The organism is Flintibacter muris (assembly GCF_943192995.1).
Taxonomy (GTDB): domain Bacteria; phylum Bacillota; class Clostridia; order Oscillospirales; family Oscillospiraceae; genus Lawsonibacter; species Lawsonibacter muris.
The window spans coordinates 187,250-206,765 of the sequence record NZ_CALPCP010000002.1 but is presented as its reverse complement, the minus strand read 5'-3'; the positions used below and the strand labels follow the sequence as shown (position 1 = coordinate 206,765).

13 protein-coding genes are annotated in these 19,516 nt (G+C 60.1%); 7 read left to right on the top strand and 6 right to left on the bottom strand.

From position 1 onward, the window contains the following. Nucleotides 1-105: 105 nt before the first annotated feature. The 5 genes from recG (at nucleotide 106) to NFS22_RS03210 (ending at nucleotide 5,277) form a co-directional block, all read left to right on the top strand. A complete protein-coding gene (gene recG / locus NFS22_RS03230) occupies nucleotides 106-2,196 on the top strand; it encodes an ATP-dependent DNA helicase RecG (protein WP_251316326.1) in 2,091 nt (696 codons plus the stop codon). A 52-nt stretch (nucleotides 2,197-2,248) separates the two neighbouring features. After that, complete coding sequence (locus NFS22_RS03225; protein WP_251316325.1) at nucleotides 2,249-2,617, top strand: C-GCAxxG-C-C family protein; 369 nt, start codon at nucleotides 2,249-2,251, stop codon at nucleotides 2,615-2,617. A 356-nt stretch (nucleotides 2,618-2,973) separates the two neighbouring features. After that, nucleotides 2,974-4,020 carry an A/G-specific adenine glycosylase gene (gene mutY, locus NFS22_RS03220; RefSeq protein ID WP_251316324.1) on the top strand — a complete coding sequence of 349 codons (1,047 nt, stop codon included), beginning with the start codon at nucleotides 2,974-2,976 and terminating at the stop codon, nucleotides 4,018-4,020. Nucleotides 4,021-4,035: 15 nt separating this feature from the next. Beyond that, nucleotides 4,036-4,914, top strand: a complete 879-nt coding sequence (locus NFS22_RS03215; RefSeq protein ID WP_251316323.1) for a radical SAM protein — start codon at nucleotides 4,036-4,038, stop codon at nucleotides 4,912-4,914. A gap of 192 nt (nucleotides 4,915-5,106) precedes the next feature. Next, a complete protein-coding gene (locus NFS22_RS03210; RefSeq protein WP_251316322.1) occupies nucleotides 5,107-5,277 on the top strand; it encodes a hypothetical protein in 171 nt (56 codons plus the stop codon). A 203-nt stretch (nucleotides 5,278-5,480) separates the two neighbouring features. On the opposite strand, the gene NFS22_RS03205 is transcribed toward NFS22_RS03210, so the two are convergent. After that, entirely contained in the window at nucleotides 5,481-7,130 is a 1,650-nt protein-coding gene (locus NFS22_RS03205; protein WP_251316321.1) for a Na/Pi cotransporter family protein, read from the bottom strand. 456 nt (nucleotides 7,131-7,586) lie between these two features. Next, the gene (locus NFS22_RS03200; RefSeq protein ID WP_251316320.1) at nucleotides 7,587-7,928 is read right to left on the bottom strand and encodes a hypothetical protein; all 342 of its coding nucleotides are present in this window, start codon (nucleotides 7,926-7,928) and stop codon (nucleotides 7,587-7,589) included. Nucleotides 7,929-8,156: 228 nt separating this feature from the next. Between NFS22_RS03200 and NFS22_RS03195 the strand changes: the two genes are divergently transcribed. Both NFS22_RS03195 and NFS22_RS03190 read left to right on the top strand, forming a co-directional pair. Next, a complete protein-coding gene (locus tag NFS22_RS03195) occupies nucleotides 8,157-10,637 on the top strand; it encodes an efflux RND transporter permease subunit (RefSeq protein ID WP_251316319.1) in 2,481 nt (826 codons plus the stop codon). Further along, nucleotides 10,630-13,884 carry a hypothetical protein gene (locus NFS22_RS03190; RefSeq protein ID WP_251316318.1) on the top strand — a complete coding sequence of 1,085 codons (3,255 nt, stop codon included), beginning with the start codon at nucleotides 10,630-10,632 and terminating at the stop codon, nucleotides 13,882-13,884. The genes NFS22_RS03195 and NFS22_RS03190 overlap by 8 nt, the downstream gene beginning before the upstream one ends. A 298-nt stretch (nucleotides 13,885-14,182) precedes the next feature. On the opposite strand, the gene NFS22_RS03185 is transcribed toward NFS22_RS03190, so the two are convergent. The 4 genes from NFS22_RS03185 to NFS22_RS03170 form a co-directional block, all read right to left on the bottom strand. Next, nucleotides 14,183-16,573, bottom strand: a complete 2,391-nt coding sequence (locus NFS22_RS03185; RefSeq protein WP_251316317.1) for a homocysteine S-methyltransferase family protein — start codon at nucleotides 16,571-16,573, stop codon at nucleotides 14,183-14,185. Then, complete coding sequence (locus NFS22_RS03180) at nucleotides 16,560-17,237, bottom strand: methionine synthase (RefSeq protein ID WP_251316316.1); 678 nt, start codon at nucleotides 17,235-17,237, stop codon at nucleotides 16,560-16,562. The genes NFS22_RS03185 and NFS22_RS03180 overlap by 14 nt, the downstream gene beginning before the upstream one ends. Before the next feature lie 66 nt (nucleotides 17,238-17,303). Continuing rightward, a complete protein-coding gene (gene asnA, locus NFS22_RS03175) occupies nucleotides 17,304-18,317 on the bottom strand; it encodes an aspartate--ammonia ligase (RefSeq protein WP_251316315.1) in 1,014 nt (337 codons plus the stop codon). Between the two features lie 106 nt (nucleotides 18,318-18,423). Next, complete coding sequence (locus tag NFS22_RS03170; RefSeq protein ID WP_251316314.1) at nucleotides 18,424-19,452, bottom strand: threonine aldolase family protein; 1,029 nt, start codon at nucleotides 19,450-19,452, stop codon at nucleotides 18,424-18,426. Between the last annotated feature and the right edge of the window lie 64 nt (nucleotides 19,453-19,516).

Sequence of the window (19,516 nt, the reverse complement as noted above, 5' to 3'; positions counted from 1 at the left end):
TATATAAAATCCCGAGTGCTGTGACAAGCCCCATTCTTCGCCTTTACTCCCCGAAAAACATGTGATAAAATAGTCCTGTAAAAACGAGGAAGGGAGGCCTCCCCCATGGATATCACCCCCAATACCCCGCTGACCAGCTTCCCCGGTGTGGGGGAGGTCCGGGCTAAAAAGCTGGAAAAGCTGGGCCTGTCCACTGCGGCCAGTCTGCTGAGCTGGTACCCCCGGGACTATGAGGACCGGCGGACGGTGTATGCCATCCGGGACGCCCCTCTGGAGGGCCGGGTGTGTGTCACCGCCATGGCCGCCGAGCACCCCCGGCTGTCCCGCATCCGGAAGGGGCTGGAGCTGGTTCAGGTGAAGGTGGTGGACCACACCGGGGCCCTCTACCTTACCTTCTTCAACCAGGGGTACATTGAACGAGCCATCCGCGCGGGGGAGGAGTACATCTTCTACGGCGCTGTGGAGGAACAGGGCCGCCGCCGGTCCATGGTCAACCCTATCTTTGAGCGGGCGGGCAGGCAGAGCTTTACCGGCTGTATCATGCCCATTTACCGGCTGACGGCGGGGGTCAGCAACCATCTGCTGGCCTCCCTCACCCGGCAGGCCCTCCCCTGCGCCGAAGCCCTGCCCGAGACCCTGCCCCAGCACATCCGTCAGGAACACGGGCTGGCGGCGGTGGAGTTTGCCATAATAAATATCCATTTTCCCGAGGACGAAAAGGCCCTTGAACTGGCCCGACGGCGGCTGGCCTTTGAGGAGCTGTTTTACCTTGCGGTAGGCCTTTGCTTTTTGAAAAGCCGGCGGGACGAGGGCGGAGAGGGCTTTCCCATTCCGCCCCGGCCCAAGGAGGAGTTCCTGTCCCTTCTCCCCTTTACCCCCACAGACGCTCAGAGCCGGGTGATGGACGAGGCGGCAGCTGACATGACCTCAGGCCGGCCCATGAACCGGCTGGTCCAGGGGGATGTGGGCTCCGGCAAGACTGCCGTGGCCGCCTTTGCCGGCTGGCTGTGCGCAAAAGGGGGCTTTCAGACCGCCCTCATGGCCCCTACCGAGGTGCTGGCTGAGCAGCATTTCAAGTCCCTGTCCGCCCTGCTCTCCCCCGCCGGGGTGCGGGTGGGCCTGCTGACCGGCTCCATGAAGCAGTCTGAAAAAAAGAAGGTCCGGGAGGCCCTGGCCAGTGGGGAAATCGACTTTGCGGTGGGCACCCACGCTCTCATCTCAGAGGGGGTGGAGTTCCGGCGTCTGGCCCTGATCGTGGCTGATGAGCAGCACCGTTTCGGCGTAGCCCAGCGGGCGGCTCTGGCCGCCAAAGGCGGCGGGGGGGCCGCCCCCCATGTGCTGGTCATGTCCGCCACCCCCATCCCCCGTACCCTGGCCCTGATGATCTATGGGGATCTGGACGTCTCTGTGATCGACCAGCTCCCCCCGGGCCGCACCCCCATTGCCACCTACGTGGTCCGGGAGGACAAGCGGCAGCGGATGTACGGCTTTGTCCGCAAACAGGTGGCCGAGGGGCGGCAGGCCTATATCATCTGCCCCGCCGTGGAGGAGAACCCGGACGCCGCCCTCCCCGGTGAGGAGTCCCCCGCCCTGAACCTGAAAGCCGTCAAAACCTATGGGGAGAAGCTCCGGAAGGAGGTCTTCCCCAACCTTCGGCTGGACATCCTCCACGGAAAGCTGAAGCCCAAGGAGAAGGAGGCGGCCATGGCCGCCTTCGCCAGAGGGGATACCCAGGTGCTGGTGGCCACCACCGTGGTGGAGGTGGGGGTGGACGTGCCCAACGCCTCCCTCATCATCATTGAGAACGCCGACCGCTTCGGCCTCAGCCAGCTCCACCAGCTCCGGGGCCGGGTGGGCCGGGGGGAGCACCAATCCCACTGCGTCCTCATCACCGGCACCCGCAGCCTGGAGGCCATGGAGCGCCTGCACACCCTGGCCTCCACCACCGATGGCTTTAAGATTTCGGAGGAGGACCTGAAAGCCAGGGGCCCCGGCGACTTCTTCGGCAACCGCCAGCACGGCCTGCCCCAGATGAAGCTGGCCGACCTGTCCGGGGACATGCGCCTGCTCAGCGAGGCCCAGGAGGCCGCCCGCTCCCTGCTGGAGCAGGACCCCCAGCTCACCGCGCCGGAAAACCGGCCCGTGCTGGAGCGGGTGCGCCGGCTCTTTGCCGACACCCCCGATATTTTCAACTAGCGGCCTTTAGCCGCCTAATGTATAACCCAACAACACAGAGGAGAACAAAATTATGACACACATGGAAAAAGCTCAGGAGCTTCGGGCCCGCACCGACGTACATTTCAACTGCTGCCAGTCTGTTCTGGTGGCCTTCGCCCAGGACATGGGCCTCACCGAGGAGCAGGCCTTCAGCCTGGGGGCCAATTTTGGTTCCGGGATGCGCTGCGGCGCGGCCTGCGGGGCCCTCACCGGAGGGCTGATGGTGCTGGGTATGACCAACTACCCCCCGGAGGAGGCGGACAGCTTCCGGCGGCAGTTCCTGGAGGACCACGGGGAGATCAACTGCGCCGCCTTGCTGAAAAAGTCCCACGACGCGGGCATCCCCCGCAAGGAGCATTGCGACGGCCTGGTATTTGATGTGGTGCAGATGCTGGAGTAAACCGGCGCGGGGCGGCCCTCCGGAGCGCCCTTGCCCTCTGTTGGAAAACCAAACAGGGACACCCCTGCGGGGTGTCCCTGTTTGGTGATCTGGAAGGATGGATGAAAAAGGAATGATGGAGTCAAAGCTTAAAAACGTTTGGAATCCGCCGGCAAGAGCGGCAGCCGGAGGTCCGCTCCGTTTTTAACCCTTGCTCTGTTCAAAACTTTACCACTCCGCCCAAGGAAATGCCATCCCCAAATCCATTATATATAACATTGCTTTTTAGTTATATTTTCACGCATTTTCCAGTCATGGAAAATCGCCAAAAAAACTTGTACACTTTCACATGAAACCCCGCAAGGAGGCGTTTTGTTTTGGATGAATTGCAGCAGCTGCCCATCCCCCTGCTGGTCTGGTATCGGGAGAACGCCAGGGTGCTCCCCTGGCGCAGCGATCCCACACCCTACCATGTCTGGATATCTGAAATCATGCTCCAGCAGACCCGTGTGGCGGCGGTGCTGGAATACTACCGGCGTTTTTTGGAGGCGGCCCCTGATGTGGCTGCTCTGGCCGCCCTGCCTCAGGACCAGCTGATGAAGCTCTGGCAGGGGCTGGGCTACTACAGCCGGGCCCGAAATTTGCAAAAAGCGGCAGAACAAATCATGACCGCTCACAACGGAATATTCCCAAATACTTATGAGGATATCCGGGCTTTGGCCGGAGTGGGGGACTACACCGCCGGGGCCATCTCCTCCATTGCCTTTGGCCGGCCCGTGCCGGCGGTGGACGGCAACGTCCTCCGGGTAACCGCCCGGATCACAGGGGACGGCGGCGATATTTCCACCCCCGCCATGAAAAAGAGGGTGACCGGAGCTCTGGCCGGTGTCATATCCCTGGACGCCCCCGGAGACTTCAATCAGGCCATGATGGAGCTGGGGGCCACAATTTGCCTGCCCAACGGCGCGCCTCTGTGTGAAAAGTGTCCGGCGGCGGGGTTTTGCCGGGCCTTTCAGGAGGGCCGTACCGGGGAGCTCCCTGTCAAGGCGGCCAGGAAGGCCCGCCGGGTGGAGGAGCGGACCGTCTACCTCCTTTTTTATCGGGACAGCATCGCCCTGCGCCGCCGCCCGGGCCGGGGACTGCTGGCAGGGCTCTGGGAGTACCCCAATGAGCTGTCCGGCAGGACGGACTGGCTGGAGAGGTGGGGGCTGTCTGTCCCGGCGCTGGAGAAAGCGGGGACGGGCAGACATATTTTCACCCATATTGAGTGGCAGATGACCGCTCTGTCCGGGGAGCTGGACAGCCCGGTGCTCCCGGAGGGCTGGGTGTGGGCCGACAGGGGAGCTCTGCGGGATGTCTACGCCGTCCCCAACGCCTTTCGGAGCTTTGACCGGCTGGTTGGTGACCGGCTGGGGCACTTTTAAAAAAGGGGGAACATTATGATTTGCCGCCTCTGTCCCCGGAACTGCGGGGCCCAACGCACCGAGACGGAAGGGAAGGGCTATTGCCGCATGCCATCCGTCCCCATCCTGGCCCGTGCGGCCCTCCACCACTGGGAGGAGCCTCCCATCTCTGGCAGCCGGGGCTCCGGAACTGTCTTCTTCTCCGGCTGCTCCCTGGGCTGTGTGTTTTGCCAGAACGAGAAGATCAGTCATCAGAACTTTGGCAGGGCGGTCACCCTGGACCGCCTGAGGGAAATTTGTGAGGAGCTGGCCGCTCAGGGGGCTCACAATCTGAATTTCGTCAACCCTACCCACTATGCCCACGCCGTTGCCGCCCTGCTGGAGGATTGGCGCCCCCCTATCCCCGTTGTATTCAACACCGGAGGATATGACAAAACGGATACCCTCCGGAGGCTGGAGGGCAAGGTGGACATCTACCTCCCCGACCTGAAGTACTTGAACGGGGAGACCGCCCGCCGCTATTCCGCCGCCCCTGATTACCCGGAAATTGCGCAGGAGGCCATCCGGGAGATGGTCCGGCAGACTGGCCCCTGCCAGTTTGACGATAACAGATTGTTAATAAGAGGAACAATTATACGCCATCTCATCCTGCCCGGCCAGCTGAACCAGGCCAAGGCGGTGATGGACTGGACGGCCCGGGAGTTTGCGCCGGGAACGGTGCTGTTCTCCCTCATGAGCCAGTACACCCCTTGGGGGAACCTGTCCGCCTGCCCGGAACTGGACCGCCGCCTGAGACCCGGCGAGATGCGCTCCGCCCGGGAGTACATGGAGAATCTTGGACTGGCCGGCTTCACCCAGGAGCGGACCTCCGCCAGACAGGAGTATACGCCGCCCTTTGACCTGACAGGAATTTAAGGTTATAATTTGATTACAACCAATAATTGCCGGATAGTTGGTAGCTTTTGTCATAAAAGTCCCATAGAATAAGGCTTAAAGATTCCGAGAGTCTATTGTTAAGGCAAGAAGGAAATTTTGCCATGGGAATTGTAAAAATGTTGACAGCACTGACATTGTGTGTCTATGTTTGTCACCGTTGGAGCAGGGGCAATGTCCGCCGACACCGCCGAAGCCGCCGAGATCGAAGCGGAAACCACCGAAGCCGCTGTTGTTATGAATACGGCAACGAAGTGTACTCTATTTACGACTAGACAGCAGCCAGTGGTTCAAGAGGGGGCTATCAACATCGAAAAGCCCCCTTTCTTTTATTACCCAATGTGATATATAGCAATCGTCAGAATTGCTGCCACTTGTAGGGGGCGGCATTTGGCCGCCCCTGCAGAGCCGGTGTCAGCAATTTTGAAGCTTGCTGAAGTAAGAAATTTTCTAACAGTTCTCGCTATAAAAGATATCTATCCTCTTTGACCTGACAGAAGTATAAATAAACACAGCCGCCGCAGAATTTTCTGCGGCGGCTGTTTCAATTAAAGGGGCGTTCTGGTCTTGTTCATCTCCTGGGCAATATTGAGGACGTGGTCGCCGATACGCTCAAAGTCGGTGAGCAGCTCTGAGTAGAGGATGCAGGCCTCGTCGGAACAGGTTCCGTTGCGCATGCGGGCCAGCTGGTCACGGCGGAAATCGTCGGTCATATCGTCAATTTTCTGCTCCATCTGGGCTACGTGGGTGAGCCACTCCGAACTGCCCGCGTCGCCGGACAGCAGGGCGGACACTGCCCGGAGGGAGATGTCCCGCATCCGCTTGATCTCCTCCTGGGCGTACTGGGAGAAGGAGATGTCCTCCTCCACCAGCATTCTGGTGTAGCCGGCCAGGTTGTCGGCGTGGTCGCCAATGCGCTCAATGTTGCCCGAGATGGCGAAGAGACAGCTGACAATTTTAGAGCCCAGTTCGTTGGTCTCAATGGCGATCAGGTGGGAGATATAGCGGGAGATCTCCTTATTCAAAAAGTCTATGTACTGCTCCCGCTGCTCAATCCGCTCCAGGGGGATGAGGTCCTTGTCCGCCACAGCCTTGAAGCTGGCATCCACATTCTGGCGGGCCATCTCCAGCATGCGGTGCAGCTCATTGCGCAGCTGGTCCACCACAATGGCGGACACACCCAGGCCGCCGTCCTTGCCGCCAGCGGTGACAGGGGTGAGGTAAGCCAGACGCATGCCGCTGTTCCCTGCTTTTTCGTCCTCACCGGTATCGGGCAGGAGGCGGGTGGCCAGCCGGGCCAGGGCATCGCCAAAGGGAATCAGCAAAATGGTGGTGACCAGGTTGAAGAAGACGTGCATCACGGCAATCTGAGCCATAGGTCCAGGGACCATGGATTCAATCAGGGAAGTAAGAGGGAAGACCATCACCACTACGGTAAAGATGACAGTGCCGATTACATTGAACAGCAGATGGACACAGGTGGCCCGCTTTGCGTCACGGCTGGTACCGAAAGAGGCCATCACAGCGGTGATGCAGGTGCCGATATTCTGTCCGAACAGCACATAGACTGCCCCGGAAAACTCCACGATTCCGGCGTCAGCCAGGGTTTGCAGGATGCCCACCGAGGCGGCGGAGGACTGGATCAGAGCGGTAAAGATGGCGCCAAAGGCGATACCCAAAATGGGGTTGGACAGGGTGGCCATCATGTTGACAAAGGCAGGCACCTCCCGCAGGGGCTCCATGGCCGTGCTCATCATATCCATGCCGATAAACAAAATGCCCAGGCCGGCCAAAAGCTGCCCCACATGCTGCAAATTCGGCTTTTTCAAAAAGACCATCATGAACACGCCCACGAAGGCGACAATGGGGGCCAGCGCGCCCACATCCAGGGCGATAAGCAGGCCGGTGGTGGTCTTGCCCACGTTGGCGCCCATAATGAGCCAGACCGCCTGGTTCAGATTCATGATTCCGGCGTTGACAAAGCCCACCACCATCACAGTGGTGGCGGAGGAGGACTGGACAGCGGTGGTGATAAGGGCGCCCACCAGAATGCCCATAAAACGGTTGGCGGTGAGCCGCTCCAAAACAGATTTCATCCGGTTGCCAGCCGCGGCCTCCAGACCGGAGCTCATCATCTGCATTCCGTGGAGGAACAGAGCCAGGCCGCCGAACAGGCCGAAAAACTCCAATATATTCATATGTAGATCCCTTCTGCGGCACGCCGCATGTACCCCTAATGACAAATATCCCTAAATTCTTCCATTATCATTATAACCGTACAGGACCCATCCGTCAACTGGTGTTCCTTACAATTTTTGCCGGACTTATCTGCGGATCACAGCAATTCCAATGATTGATATAAAGTGCGCAATAGGACACTTCTAAAGACATAGAAATCAATTTTTCCACTGTAGGGCGCGCCGTTGGGAAAAGCGGCCAACCAGCGGCGGGCCAGGGTCGTCCCGCCCTACAAATGCGGCAGGTTTTCTGAGAATTGATTTCCGTGACTAAGAGAATCTCCCTTTTCAGATTGGTGTTGCTCTATAGCCGTTTCACAAAACAGTGGGTCAAAATACATAAAGCGGGCTGCCCTCAATTAGAGGATGGCTGCCCGATAAACCGAAACTTGTTATTCAATATTCCCCATTTAGGAGCTAATTTTCATCCTCAAAATAAATATTTATCATTTCAATTTTTTCATTATTGATAACGATGTCTTTATCATTTCTTGAGATAAGAATTTCGTTTATCGGTTCTCCATAGCTTATCCATTTATTTGCTATCGTTTTTAAAAATTTCTCCAATACTTCTTTTTGTAAGATACTAACATCTGAATCTACATAAACATCAACGCTATATATACCGTTTATTTTCCAGTACGGTTCCAACTCAATCTTAGTTTTTCCTATCTCAATGTTCAATGGAGATAAAATATCTGTGATAATTTTCATAGATTCATCTTCTGTATTAGCATATAAAAATACCTTAATAAACACTTCAATATTGCCTCCTACCTATCCCGATTTGCCGAACAGCTTGTACCGCAAAATAATTATCATATCAATCTGGTTTTATAGAAACTGCCGAAGTTATGCCGCAACAACACTTTTCTTGAAAGGGGCAAGGGAATCTGTGTTGAAAGGGGCAAGGGAATCTGTCCATTGATTTTTTTGTCAAAGAGGTGTATTATAATTTATTATAGTTTTTGGAAAGGAGTGCTCAGCTTGAGCAAGCATACAGTGGAAGCTTCGGAAAAACAGAGCCCAATGGAGCGGGTAGCCGCCTTCATCGTGGACAAGCGAAAGGCGTTTTACCTGATGTATATCGGTATCGCCATTTTTTGTGTCTTTTCCAGCGGCTGGGTGGCGGTCAACGACGATCTGACCAGCTATTTGCCTGACACCACTGAGACCCGCCAGGGTCTGACCATCATGGATGAGGAGTTTGTCACCTTTGGCACCAGCCGCATTATGGTGGACAACATCTCTTACAGCCAGGCAGAGCACCTGGCCGGGCAGGCGGAAGCTGTAAAGGGTGTAAAGTCGGTGGAGTTCGACGGTACGGAGGACCACTATACCAACGGCTCCGCTCTGTTTTCCATCACCTATGACGGCACCGCAAGCGACCAGGTAAGCCTGGAGGGGCTGAACGGTGTAAAGGCGCTGCTGGAGGGGTATGACGTCTACGTTACCGGGGACGTGGGCGACTCCGCCTCCGCCAATCTGGACGCCGAGATGCAGGTGGTTATGGTGATTGCCATAGTGATTATCCTGCTGGTGCTGCTGTTTACCTCCCACACCTATATGGAGATTCCCGTGCTGCTGATGACCTTCGGCATGGCTGCCCTGATGAACAAGGGCACCAACTTCATCTTTGGGGAAATTTCCTTTGTGTCCAACTCGGTGGCGGTGGTGCTCCAGCTGGCCCTGGCCATTGACTACGCCATCATTTTGTGCCACCGGTATACCGAGGAGCGGGAGCACCTGGAGGCCCGCGAAGCGGTGGTGATCGCCCTGAGCAAGGCCATCCCGGAGATTTCAGGCAGTTCCATGACCACGCTCTCCGGCCTGGGGGCTATGTGCTTTATGCAGTTTGGCATTGGCAAGGATCTGGGCCTGGTGCTGATGAAGGCCATTGTGCTCAGCCTGCTGGCTGTGTTCACCCTGATGCCGGGACTGCTGCTCAGCTTCAGCGGCCTTATCGACCGGACCCATCACAAAAATTTTGTGCCCAAGATTACCGCCTGGGGCCAGCTGGCGGTTAAGACCCGCTTTATTATGCCCCCCTTGTTTGTGGTACTGCTGATCGGCGGCTTTATCTTTGCCAACCGATGCCCCTACGCCTATGGGCAGACCGACCTGACCACCATCCGGAAAAACGATGCCCAGATTGCCCAGACCAGGGTAAACGACACCTTTGGCCGGGTGAACACCCTGGCCGTGCTGGTGCCCCAGGGGGACTATGAGCGGGAGGGCCGGCTGCTCCGGGAGCTGGAGCGGATGACTGAGACGGACACCGTACTGGGGTTGGCCAACGTGGACGCCATGGACGGCTACGTGCTCACCGACCGGCTGACTCCCCGCCAGTTTGCCGAGATGACTGACCTGGACATTGAGGTAACCCGGCTGCTGTACTCCGCCTACGCCGTGGATCAGGAGAACTATGGGCAGGTGATATCCGGCCTAGACAGCTACGGCGTGCCCCTGATTGACATGTTCCTGTATGTCTACGACATGATGGAGGAGGGCTACGTCACCCTGGACGCTGACATGACCGAGACCATCGAGGACCTGCACGGGCAGCTTACCGACGCCCAGCTGCAATTAAAGGGGGAGAACTACAGCCGCCTGGTCCTCCAGCTCAACCTGCCCGAGGAGAGCGAGGAGACCTTTGCCTTTTTGGATACTCTCCACACCGTGGTGGGCAAATATTACCCGGAGGACGCCTTTCTGGTGGGCAACTCCACCAGTGACCTGGACCTGTCCACCTCCTTCGGCAACGACAACCTGCTGATCGGCATCCTGACCATTGTGTTTGTGGTGCTGGTGCTGGTGTTTACCTTCCAGTCCTCCGGACTGCCCATCCTGCTGATTCTGGTGATTCAGGGCAGTGTGTGGATCAACTTCTCCTTCCCCTACTTACAAAGTGAGCCCCTGTTCTTCCTCAGCTATCTGGTGGTCAGCTCCATCCAGATGGGGGCCAATATCGACTACGCCATTGTGATTGCCAACCGCTATGTGGAGCTGAAGCAGACCATGCCCTTGAAGGACGCGGTGATCGAGTCGCTGAATGAGGCCTTCCCAACCATTGTCACCTCGGGCACCATCCTGGCCTCCGCCGGTATCGCCATTGGCGTGCTGTCCACCACCGCCTCTATCGCCTCCATTGGCGTGTGCCTGGGCCGAGGCACCCTGATTTCCATCTTCCTGGTTATGGGCATCCTGCCCCAGATTCTGCTGCTGGGCGACATTATCATTGAAAAGACCGCCTTCACCCTCAAGGCCCGGCTGCCCATCCAGACCCACACCGGAACCATGCGGGTGAACGGCCACGTCCGGGGCTACATCTCCGGCGTGGTGGACGCCGATTTCAGCGGTACCCTCCATGGCACCATCAACGCCGCGCTGGCGGCGGGGGCGCTGGAGTCCGAAGAGGGCCCGCCGTCGGCCCTCACCGCAGGAAAGGGGGCAGAACACCATGGATAAGCGCTTTACCAACCGGCTGCTCGCTTTGCTGCTGGCCTGGTGGCTGGTGGCCTCCTTTGTCCTGCCTGTGGCCAGGGCCGCGGAGGGGGAGCAGGTGACCATCTCCACAGTGGAGGATTTTCAGAAATTTGCCCAAAGCTGCTCCCTGGACACCTGGTCCCAGGGTAAGACCTTTGTGCTGACCGCCGACCTGGAGCTGGAGGGACAGGACTTTGCCCCCATCCCCACCTTTGGCGGCACCTTCCTGGGCCAGGGGCACACCATCTCCGGTCTTCGCCTTACTTCCGCCGGCTCCACCCAGGGGCTGTTCCGCTATGTCCAGCCGGCCGGCGTTGTGCGGGACCTGACCGTTACCGGACTGGTGGCCCCTGAGGGAACCCGCTCCACCGTGGGAGGCATTGTGGGTGACAACGCCGGCACCCTGGAAAACTGCGCCTTTCAGGGCGTGGTGCAGGGGGAGAGTATGGTGGGCGGCGTTGTGGGACGCAACGCCGAAAGCGGACAGCTGATCGGCTGTTCCGCCTCCGGCTCCGTCAGCGGTGAGAATGCCACCGGCGGCATTGCGGGCCGCAGTCTGGGCCTGCTGCTGAAATGCGTCAACAGTGCCGGGGTCAACCTGACGCAGACCGAGAGCTCTGTGGACCTGCTGGGCGCGGACGCCGGAACCGCTCTGGAGGAGCGGGTTACAGCGAATGATGAGACCTACTATCTGCTCAGCAGCTGTTTTGACACCGGAGGGATTGTGGGGTATTCCAGCGGCGTGGTGCAGGGCTGCACCAACAACGGCGCGGTGGGCTACCCCCATGTGGGCTACAACACCGGCGGAATCGCCGGCCGCCAGAGCGGCTATCTCACCGGGTGCGTCAACAACGGGACCATCCATGGCCGCAAGGATGTGGGCGGCATTGTGGGCCAGGCGGAGCCCTATGTGGTGATGGACCCCGGCAGGGACGTGATTGAGGAACTGCGCCAGGAACTGGGCACGCTGGAGAGCCTGATTAACCGGGCGCTGGACAACGCTCAGCACACCGGCGACGATGTGTCCGCCCGCCTGAGCGTTATGGGGGACTACACCAGCAGCGCCGGGGACAGCGCCAAAGAGATGCTGGACCACGTCAGCGATTTTACCGACGAGAACATCAACACTGTCAATATTCTGTCCGCCGACATCACCAACGCCCTGGATCAGATTTCCCCCGCCCTGGACGACCTGTCAGACGCGGGCCAGAAGCTGGAGCGCATGTCCAGACAGCTGGAGGAGGCAATGGACAGCCTGGGCGACGCGGTGGATACCAGCGACCGGGCCTTGAAGGAGGTCCGCTCCGCCCTGAGCGTACTGCGGCAGTTCAACGGGGAACTGGTGACCGCCATAAACCGTTTCCAGCAGGCGCTGGACGCTTTTGACCGCTTTTTGCCCTCTGGGATCGGCCTCCCCTCCCTGAGTGAGCTGGGGGAGGCGAGAAAAAATCTGCGCAGCGCCTTTAGCGCCATGCAGAGCGCCGGAGACCAGCTGGACAGCGCCATACTCCGTCTGGAGCGGGCGCTGGAGGCGGCCCGCCCCCTGTCCGGTGAGCTGGAGGACGCGCTGGAGGAGCTCCAGGGCGCGGCCAACTCCTCCGCCGCCATTGGCAGACTGCTGGACCGGGCCTTTGACACCATCGGCGATGCGGTGGACGACCTCACCGCCGATGGCCCGGCGGAGTTTACCCCCCTGGGGGAGGAGTTCCGCCAGGCCAGCGACAGCCTGTACAGCTCTATGAGCGGCCTGTTTGACGAGATGGAGGGGCTGAACGGCGTGCTCCAGTCCGCCAACAGTACCCTTACCTCTGACCTGCGGGCCATCAACCGCCAGTGCAACGTGGTTTTTGCCCTGCTGCTGGACTCCATGGACGAGTTTTTGGATGACGTGGAGGAGGGCCCGAGCAGATGGGTGGAGGACACTTCTGAGGAGGACATTGCCGCCACCCGTGAGGGCAAGGTGGCCGATTGCCGCAGCACCGGCGCCGTAGAGGGCGACCGGAACGTAGGCGGCATTGTGGGCGCTATGGCCATTGAGTTTGACCTGGACCCGGAGGATGACACAGCAGACCGTTTCTCCTTTGGGGCCACCTATGAGACCAAGGCGGTGCTGCAAAGCTGTCTGAACTATGGCAGCGTAACCGCCAAAAAGGACTATGTGGGCGGCATGGTGGGCCGCATGGACCTGGGTACCGCTCTGGACTGCCAGAACTACGGCCCGGTGGCCAGCACCAGCGGAGACTATGTGGGGGGCGTGGCCGGCTTTGCCGGCGCCTCTGTCCGGAGCTGTTATGCAAAAAACACCCTCTCAGGTGGAAACTATGTGGGCGGAATTGCCGGCTGGGCCAGCCGCCTGCAAGGCAGCTATGCCATTGCCACCATTACAGAGGGAACGGAATACCTGGGCGCTGTCGCCGGCGGCGTGGAGACGGATGGCGTCCTCCGGGACAACCACTTTGTAGACACCGGCGTGGCCGGGGTGGACGGCGTCAGCTACGCGGGCCGGGCTGAGCCCATCCCCTTTGACGAGCTGTCCCGGATGCCCGGCGTCCCCCTGGAGTTTACCGCCTTTACCCTGACCCTGACGGCGGAGGGAGAGACAGTGGCCCAGATTCCCTTCCTCTATGGGGAGGACCTGTCCCGCATCCAGCTCCCCCCTGTGCCTGAACAGGAGGGCTGCTACGGCATGTGGCCCGAGTTTGACCGGTCCGGCCTCAGCTCTGATCTGACGGTAGAGGCGGTATACGCCCCCTGGATCACAGTGACCGCCAGCCAGGAGCTGTCCGGAAAGCTGTCCCTCGCCCTGGCGGAGGGGCGGTTCACTGAGGAGGCTGTCCTCCATGTGTCGGAAAGCGCCCAGCTCCCGCCCCAGAACAGCGGAGATGGAACGGTGGTCTGGGACATCTCCCTTACCGGAAGCGGGCTGGACAGCGGGGATACCGTCCCCCTGCGGCTGCTGAACCCCAATGGAGGCAAAGCCGCCGTCTGGCAGTATCGTAACGGCCAGTGGCAGCAGGTGGAGGCGGTTGAGAATGGACGGTATCTGCTGCTGGCTATGGAGGGCACCCAAGCCACCTTCTGCATTCAGCCCCAGCCAGGCGGAAGCTGGACGATTCTGGCCGCAGCTGTGGGAGCGGCGGTACTGGCCGCCCTTCTGGTGATTGTTGGAAAAAAGAAAAAGAAGCCGGCCAAAGCGCAAAAAGAGAAGGAACCCGCCGCCAAGGACTAAGCCGCCAAAGCTAAAAAAGCCTCACTCTTGGGGCATGCCTGATAGAGAAGTTTTCTTTGTTAGGTGGCAACTGCATGATACTACGGTGTCATGCAGTTGTTTTTTGCTGCATTGACTAAATTCCAGGGAAAATCTATCACAGCAATGAAGTTATACAGTCAACACACTTGAAAAAACGCATTCTGCGACATAACTGACCTTGATCCAATCACCAACCTTGTCTCCAGCAGGGTGAAGGGCGCGGCGGTGGGAGCTGTGGCAGTCTGAGTAGTGTTGCTCTCGGTTCGGTAGACGGTATTTATCCGATGACCTGTCTGGCCACGTCCACGCTCTCCTTGGCGTCTTTGGCGTAGAAGTCGGCGCCGATTTTTTGGGCATAGCCGGCGGTGAGCACCGCGCCGCCCACCACCACCTTGCAGGGCAGGCCAGCCTGGCGCAGGAGCTTAATAGTCTCCTCCATGCTGCCCAGGGTGGTGGTCATCAGGGCGGACAGCCCTACCAGGGGGGCGCTGTGCTTTCGGACAGCCTCCACCACGGCAGCGGGATCCACGTCCTTGCCCAGATCGACAACCGGGTATCCATAGTTTTCCAGCAGCACCTTGACAATGTTCTTACCAATGTCGTGGATATCCCCCTTGACGGTAGCCAGCACCACCGGGGCCTTGGGCCCGCTCTCCCCGCCGGGCTGGGCGGACAGATGCTCCCGGATCACCTCAAAGGCGGCCTGAGCCGCCCCAGCCGCCTGGATGAGCTGGGGCAGGAAGACCTTTCCCGCCTCAAAGTCCGAGCCCACCTTGTCCAGCGCGGGGATGAGAACGCTGTCCACCACCTCCATAGGGCTGGTGGTCTCCAGCAGACGGCGGGCCGCCTCTCCCGCCTCCCCTTTCAGGCCCGCCTCCACAATTTGAGACAGAGTCCGCTGGCTTCCCGGGGCGGCGGATGCCTGGGCCGTCCCCGCTGTGATAGATGTGGACACTTCGGCGTTGGCGTAGGCGGCAATATAGTCCCGGGCGCCGGCGTCAATATTCATCAGCAGATGGTAGCACCGGACGGCGGCCATCATGGCATCCAGATTGGGATTGATGATGGGCAGGTCCAGGCCCATGGTCATGGCCATGGTGAGAAAATTCTGGTTGACCAGAGGCCGGGCGGGCAGTCCAAAGGAGATGTTGGACACCCCCAGCACCGTTTTCAGGCCCAGCTCCTTTTTCACCCGGCGGAGGGCCTCCAGGGTCTGGGAGGCTGCCGCCTGCTCGGCGGAGACGGTGAGGGTGAGGCAGTCGATGTAGATATCTTCCTTCCGGATGCCAAAATTCATAGCCCGGTTCATAATCTTTCGGGCGATATCCAGCCGGTCCAAAGTGGTTTTGGGGATGCCTCTTCTGTCCAGGGTGAGGCCCACCACCGCCGCGCCGTACTTTTTCACTAGGGGGAGAATGGCGTCCAGGTTCTCCTCATCCCCGTTCACCGAGTTGACAACGGCCTTGCCGCAGTACACCCGCAGGGCTTTTTCCAGCACCTCGGGGCGGGTGGAATCCAGCTGGAGGGGGGCGTCGGTCACCCCCTGGAGGGCCTTGACCACCTTGACCATCATAGCTGTCTCGTCAATGTCGGGCAAGCCCACATTCACATCCAGAATATCCGCCCCGGCCTGAATCTGCTCCAGGGCCTGACCCAGCATGTAGTCCGTATCATCCCGGAGCAGGGCCTCCTTCATCCGCTTTTTGCCGGTGGGGTTGATGCGCTCGCCGATAACCCGTACCCGGTCGATGGGCACCACCTTCGCCGGACTGCACACGGCGGCGGGGACATGGCGGGGAATTTCCCGGATGGTCCTGCCTTCCAGCGCTCCTTTCAGCTTTGCAATATACTCCGGAGTGGTGCCGCAGCAGCCGCCGTAAAACTTCACGCCCAGCTCTGTCAGGCTGGCCATGGCCTGTGCAAACTCGTCCGCCGTAATATCGTAGCCCGCCCCCCCGGGGTCGGGCAGGCCGGCGTTGGGCTTGACCGAGATGGGCAGGGTGGTCCAGCGCTTCAACTCCTCCACAATAGCGGGCATCTCCCGGGGACCCAGGGAGCAGTTCACGCCGATGGCGTCCGCCCCCATGCCCTCCAATGTGAGGGCGGCGCAGGCAGGAGCGTGGCCCAAAAAGGTTCTTCCTCGCTCCTCGTAGGTGAGGGAGACCATCACCGGCAGGCTGCTGTTCTCCTTGACCGCCAGCAGGGCGGCCCGGCACTCCTGAAGGTCGGTCATGGTCTCAATCATCACCAGATCCACCCCGGCGGAGACGGCTGTGCGCACCTGCTGGGCAAAAATGTCCACCGCCGCCTCAAAATCCAAGGTTCCGGTGGGCTCCAGCAGCTGGCCTGTGGGTCCCAGGTCCAGGGCCACCAGCGCCCGGCCCTCCGCGGCCTGTTTGGCAATGGCCACAGAGGGTGGGATGACTTCCTCCACCGTCTTTCCTGTGCGCCTCAGCTTCTCCCGGTTGGCCCCGAAGGTGTTGGCACACAAAATTTGGGTGCCCGCCTCCACATAGTCCCGGTGAATATCCAGCAGCCAGTCCGGGTGTTCCAGAGCGGCCAGCTCCGGATGCTCCCCCAGTTTCAGCCCCTTGGCCTGGAGCATGGTGCCCATGCCGCCATCCAGCACAATGGGGCCGGGAGCTTGTAACAGTTCACGAAATTCCACAGTGTCCGCCCGCCTTTCGGTATTGACAGCCGCCCTGGGCGGGACAGCCCAGGCAGCTTCTCTTTTTTGATTCAATTTCCCCCGCCGCGATTCCCAGAATGGCGGTCACCGACTTTCGGGGGGTAAGCAGATGGTTGGCCGTAGCGCACAGTCCCACCCGGCGGGGGGCGTCCAGCAGGGCCAGAAGCTCCCCCTGCACCTCCAGGGTCAGGTCGCCGTAGCCGGGACTGTAGCGGAAGGGGAAAAAGCGGCCGGGGAATTTTCCCTGGAGCTCCTCCTCAATCTGGTCGCACACCTCCTCCACGGCGGCGGAGGCGCAGCAGTCCAAAACAAGGGCCTTAGCCATGTCCAGCCGCTCCGCCCGGCGGATGAGGGCGTCCACCTCCGCCCCCAGAGTGGCGCAGAAGACCGCCGCCCGCCCGCAGCCGGCCAGATGGGCTTTCAGGTCCTCCCCTGGCAGGAGCAGGCCGCCCTCCAGGCGGACACCCGCCTCCTCAAAGGCAAGACCCACCTCCCGCCAGCTCCACCGGGGACGAATCACCCCCAGCAGCTCCCGGGCGCACTCCTCCACCCGAGCCCGGAGGAGATCGTCCGCCTTCTCCGGCGGACAGCCCATGTAGCGCAAAATTTCACTGGTGTTCAGTTGAGTAAGGACGATAGGCATAACGATCTCCTTTCGCCCCCGCCGCAGCGGGCAAGGCCCCTTTTGAAAGCGGCTGACTGAGGAAGTTTACAGCAGCGTAATCCCTGCCGCCTCGGCGGCCTGGATATTGGCCTCGTCCCACAGGGAGGACTGGACCTCGCCGATATGGGCCTTGCCCAGCAGCAGCATAGACACCCGGCTCTGGCCAATGCCGCCCCCCATGGTCAGGGGGAGCTCGCCGTTAAGGAGCATCTTGTGGAAGGGGAGTTCCCGGCGGTCCTCACAGCCGGCCAGCTTGAGCTGGCGCTCCAGACTCTCCTCGTCCACCCGGATGCCCATGGAGGACACCTCAAAGGACCGCCGGCCCACACTGTCCCACACCAGCAGATCGCCGTTCAGGTTCCAGTCGTCGTAGTCGGGAGCCCGGCCGTCGTGAGGCTTGCCGGACTTCAGCTTGCCGCCAATGCCCATGAGGAAGGTGGTGGGGTGGTCCTTCACAAAGGCGTCCTCCCGCTGCTTGGGGGTCTTGTCGGGGAACATGTCTTCCAACTCCTGGGTGGTGACAAAGGCGATATGGGTGGACACCAGGGGCAGAACATTCAGCTGGGGGAACACCGTGCGCAAAAAGGCCTGGGTCTCAAACAGGGCCTCCACAATGGAGCACACGGTCTGCTTCAAAAAGTCGATATTCCGCTCCTCCCGAGTGATAATCTTCTCCCAGTCCCACTGGTCCACGTAGGCAGAGTGGAGGGAATCCAGCTCCTCATCCCGGCGGATGGCGTTCATGTTGGTATACAGGCCCTCACCGGGGTGGAACTGGTAGCGTTTCAGGGCAAAGCGCTTCCACTTGGCCAGGGAGTGGACCACGGCGGCGTCTCCCTCCACGCCGTTGATGTCAAAGGAGACCGCCCGCTCCACGCCGTTCAGGTCGTCGTTCAGCCCGGAGGACACCGGCACAAACAAAGGGGCGGAAACCCGGTGCAGCCGCAGAGCTCCGGCCAGCTTGTCGGCAAACAGCCGGTTGCCCAGATCGATCGCCCTTTGCGTCTCATAGATGGACAGCAGGGGCTTATACCCCTGGGGTAATTTCATATCTTTCATCACTAAAACTCCTTTTCTGCCTTGGATTTTCCCATTATACCCGCTGGAGGCGGAAATTGCAATCAAATCATGAAGGGCTCCCTCAGCGGGAGCCCTGTTGTTTGTGTTACAGCCTCTGGATATCGGCAATGAGGGCATCAATGTCCTCGTCAGTGGTGGACCAGGAGGTGCAGAAGCGGACGGCGGTGTGAGCCTGATCCACCTTGCCCCAGATTTCAAAGGAGTATTTTGATTTCAGCACCGACACGTCCCCGTTGGTCAAAATCGGGAACTGCTGGTTGGTGGCGGAGTCCACAAAGAGGTTAAAGCCCTGGGCCAAAAAGGCCTCCCGCAGACGCATGGCCTGGGCCACCTCCTTTTTTCCGATTTCCAAAAACAGGTGATCGGTCAAAAAGGCCTCAAACTGTACCCCCAGCAGCCGGCCCTTGGCCAGCATGCCGCCCCGCTGCTTGATAAGATAGCGGAAATCCCGGTTCAGGGCGGGGTTGGTAATTACAACCGCCTCGCCAAAGAGCAGTCCCGCCTTGGTGCCACCCAGGTAGAACATGTCGCACAGCCGGGCCAGGTCGGGCAGCGTGATGTCTGAGGCCGCCAGAGCGCAGGCCAGCCTTGCCCCGTCCACAAACAGGGGCAGCTTCCACCGGCGGGCGGTCCGGCTGATCTCCTCCAGCTCGGCCAGGGTGTATACGGTGCCCAGCTCGGTGGGGAGGGAGAGGTACACCATTCCAGGCTGGACCATGTGCTCCCAGGCCACGTCGTCATAGTGGGCCTGGCAGTAAGCGTCGATCTGCCCAGCGGTAATTTTTCCGTTTTCAGAGGGCAGGGAGAGCACCTTGTGGCCGGTGGACTCAATGGCCCCCGACTCATGGACGTTGATATGCCCCGTCCCGGCGCACAGAACCCCCTGGTGGGGGCGCAGGGCGGCGGCAATGACGGTGGTGTTGGCCTGGGTGCCGCCCACCAGAAAGTGGACCCCCGCCTCCGGAGACTGACACAGCTCCCGGAGCATCATCCGGGCCTGTTCGCAGTGGCCGTCCACCCCGTATCCGGGGCAGGCCTCCAGATTGCTGTTTACCAGCGCCTCCAAAATCTTCGGGTGGGCCCCGGTGGTGTAGTCACATTCAAATCGGATCATGACAGATACTCCTTTGTTTGGTGGTTGGATACAGGGGGTAGGGCGCGACGACCCCGTCGCGCCG

Bases quoted from the DNA above. Each gene is read 5' to 3' on its own strand.
- NFS22_RS03170 (WP_251316314.1), bottom strand. From the start codon at position 19,452: ATGATCCGATTTGAATGTGACTACACCACCGGGGCCCACCCGAAGATT.
- NFS22_RS03210 (WP_251316322.1), top strand. From the start codon at position 5,107: ATGTCCGCCGACACCGCCGAAGCCGCCGAGATCGAAGCGGAAACCACC.
- NFS22_RS03180 (WP_251316316.1), bottom strand. From the start codon at position 17,237: ATGCCTATCGTCCTTACTCAACTGAACACCAGTGAAATTTTGCGCTAC.
- NFS22_RS03225 (WP_251316325.1), top strand. From the start codon at position 2,249: ATGACACACATGGAAAAAGCTCAGGAGCTTCGGGCCCGCACCGACGTA.
- NFS22_RS03215 (WP_251316323.1), top strand. From the start codon at position 4,036: ATGATTTGCCGCCTCTGTCCCCGGAACTGCGGGGCCCAACGCACCGAG.
- recG (WP_251316326.1), top strand. From the start codon at position 106: ATGGATATCACCCCCAATACCCCGCTGACCAGCTTCCCCGGTGTGGGG.
- NFS22_RS03205 (WP_251316321.1), bottom strand. From the start codon at position 7,130: ATGAATATATTGGAGTTTTTCGGCCTGTTCGGCGGCCTGGCTCTGTTC.
- asnA (WP_251316315.1), bottom strand. From the start codon at position 18,317: ATGAAAGATATGAAATTACCCCAGGGGTATAAGCCCCTGCTGTCCATC.
- NFS22_RS03190 (WP_251316318.1), top strand. From the start codon at position 10,630: ATGGATAAGCGCTTTACCAACCGGCTGCTCGCTTTGCTGCTGGCCTGG.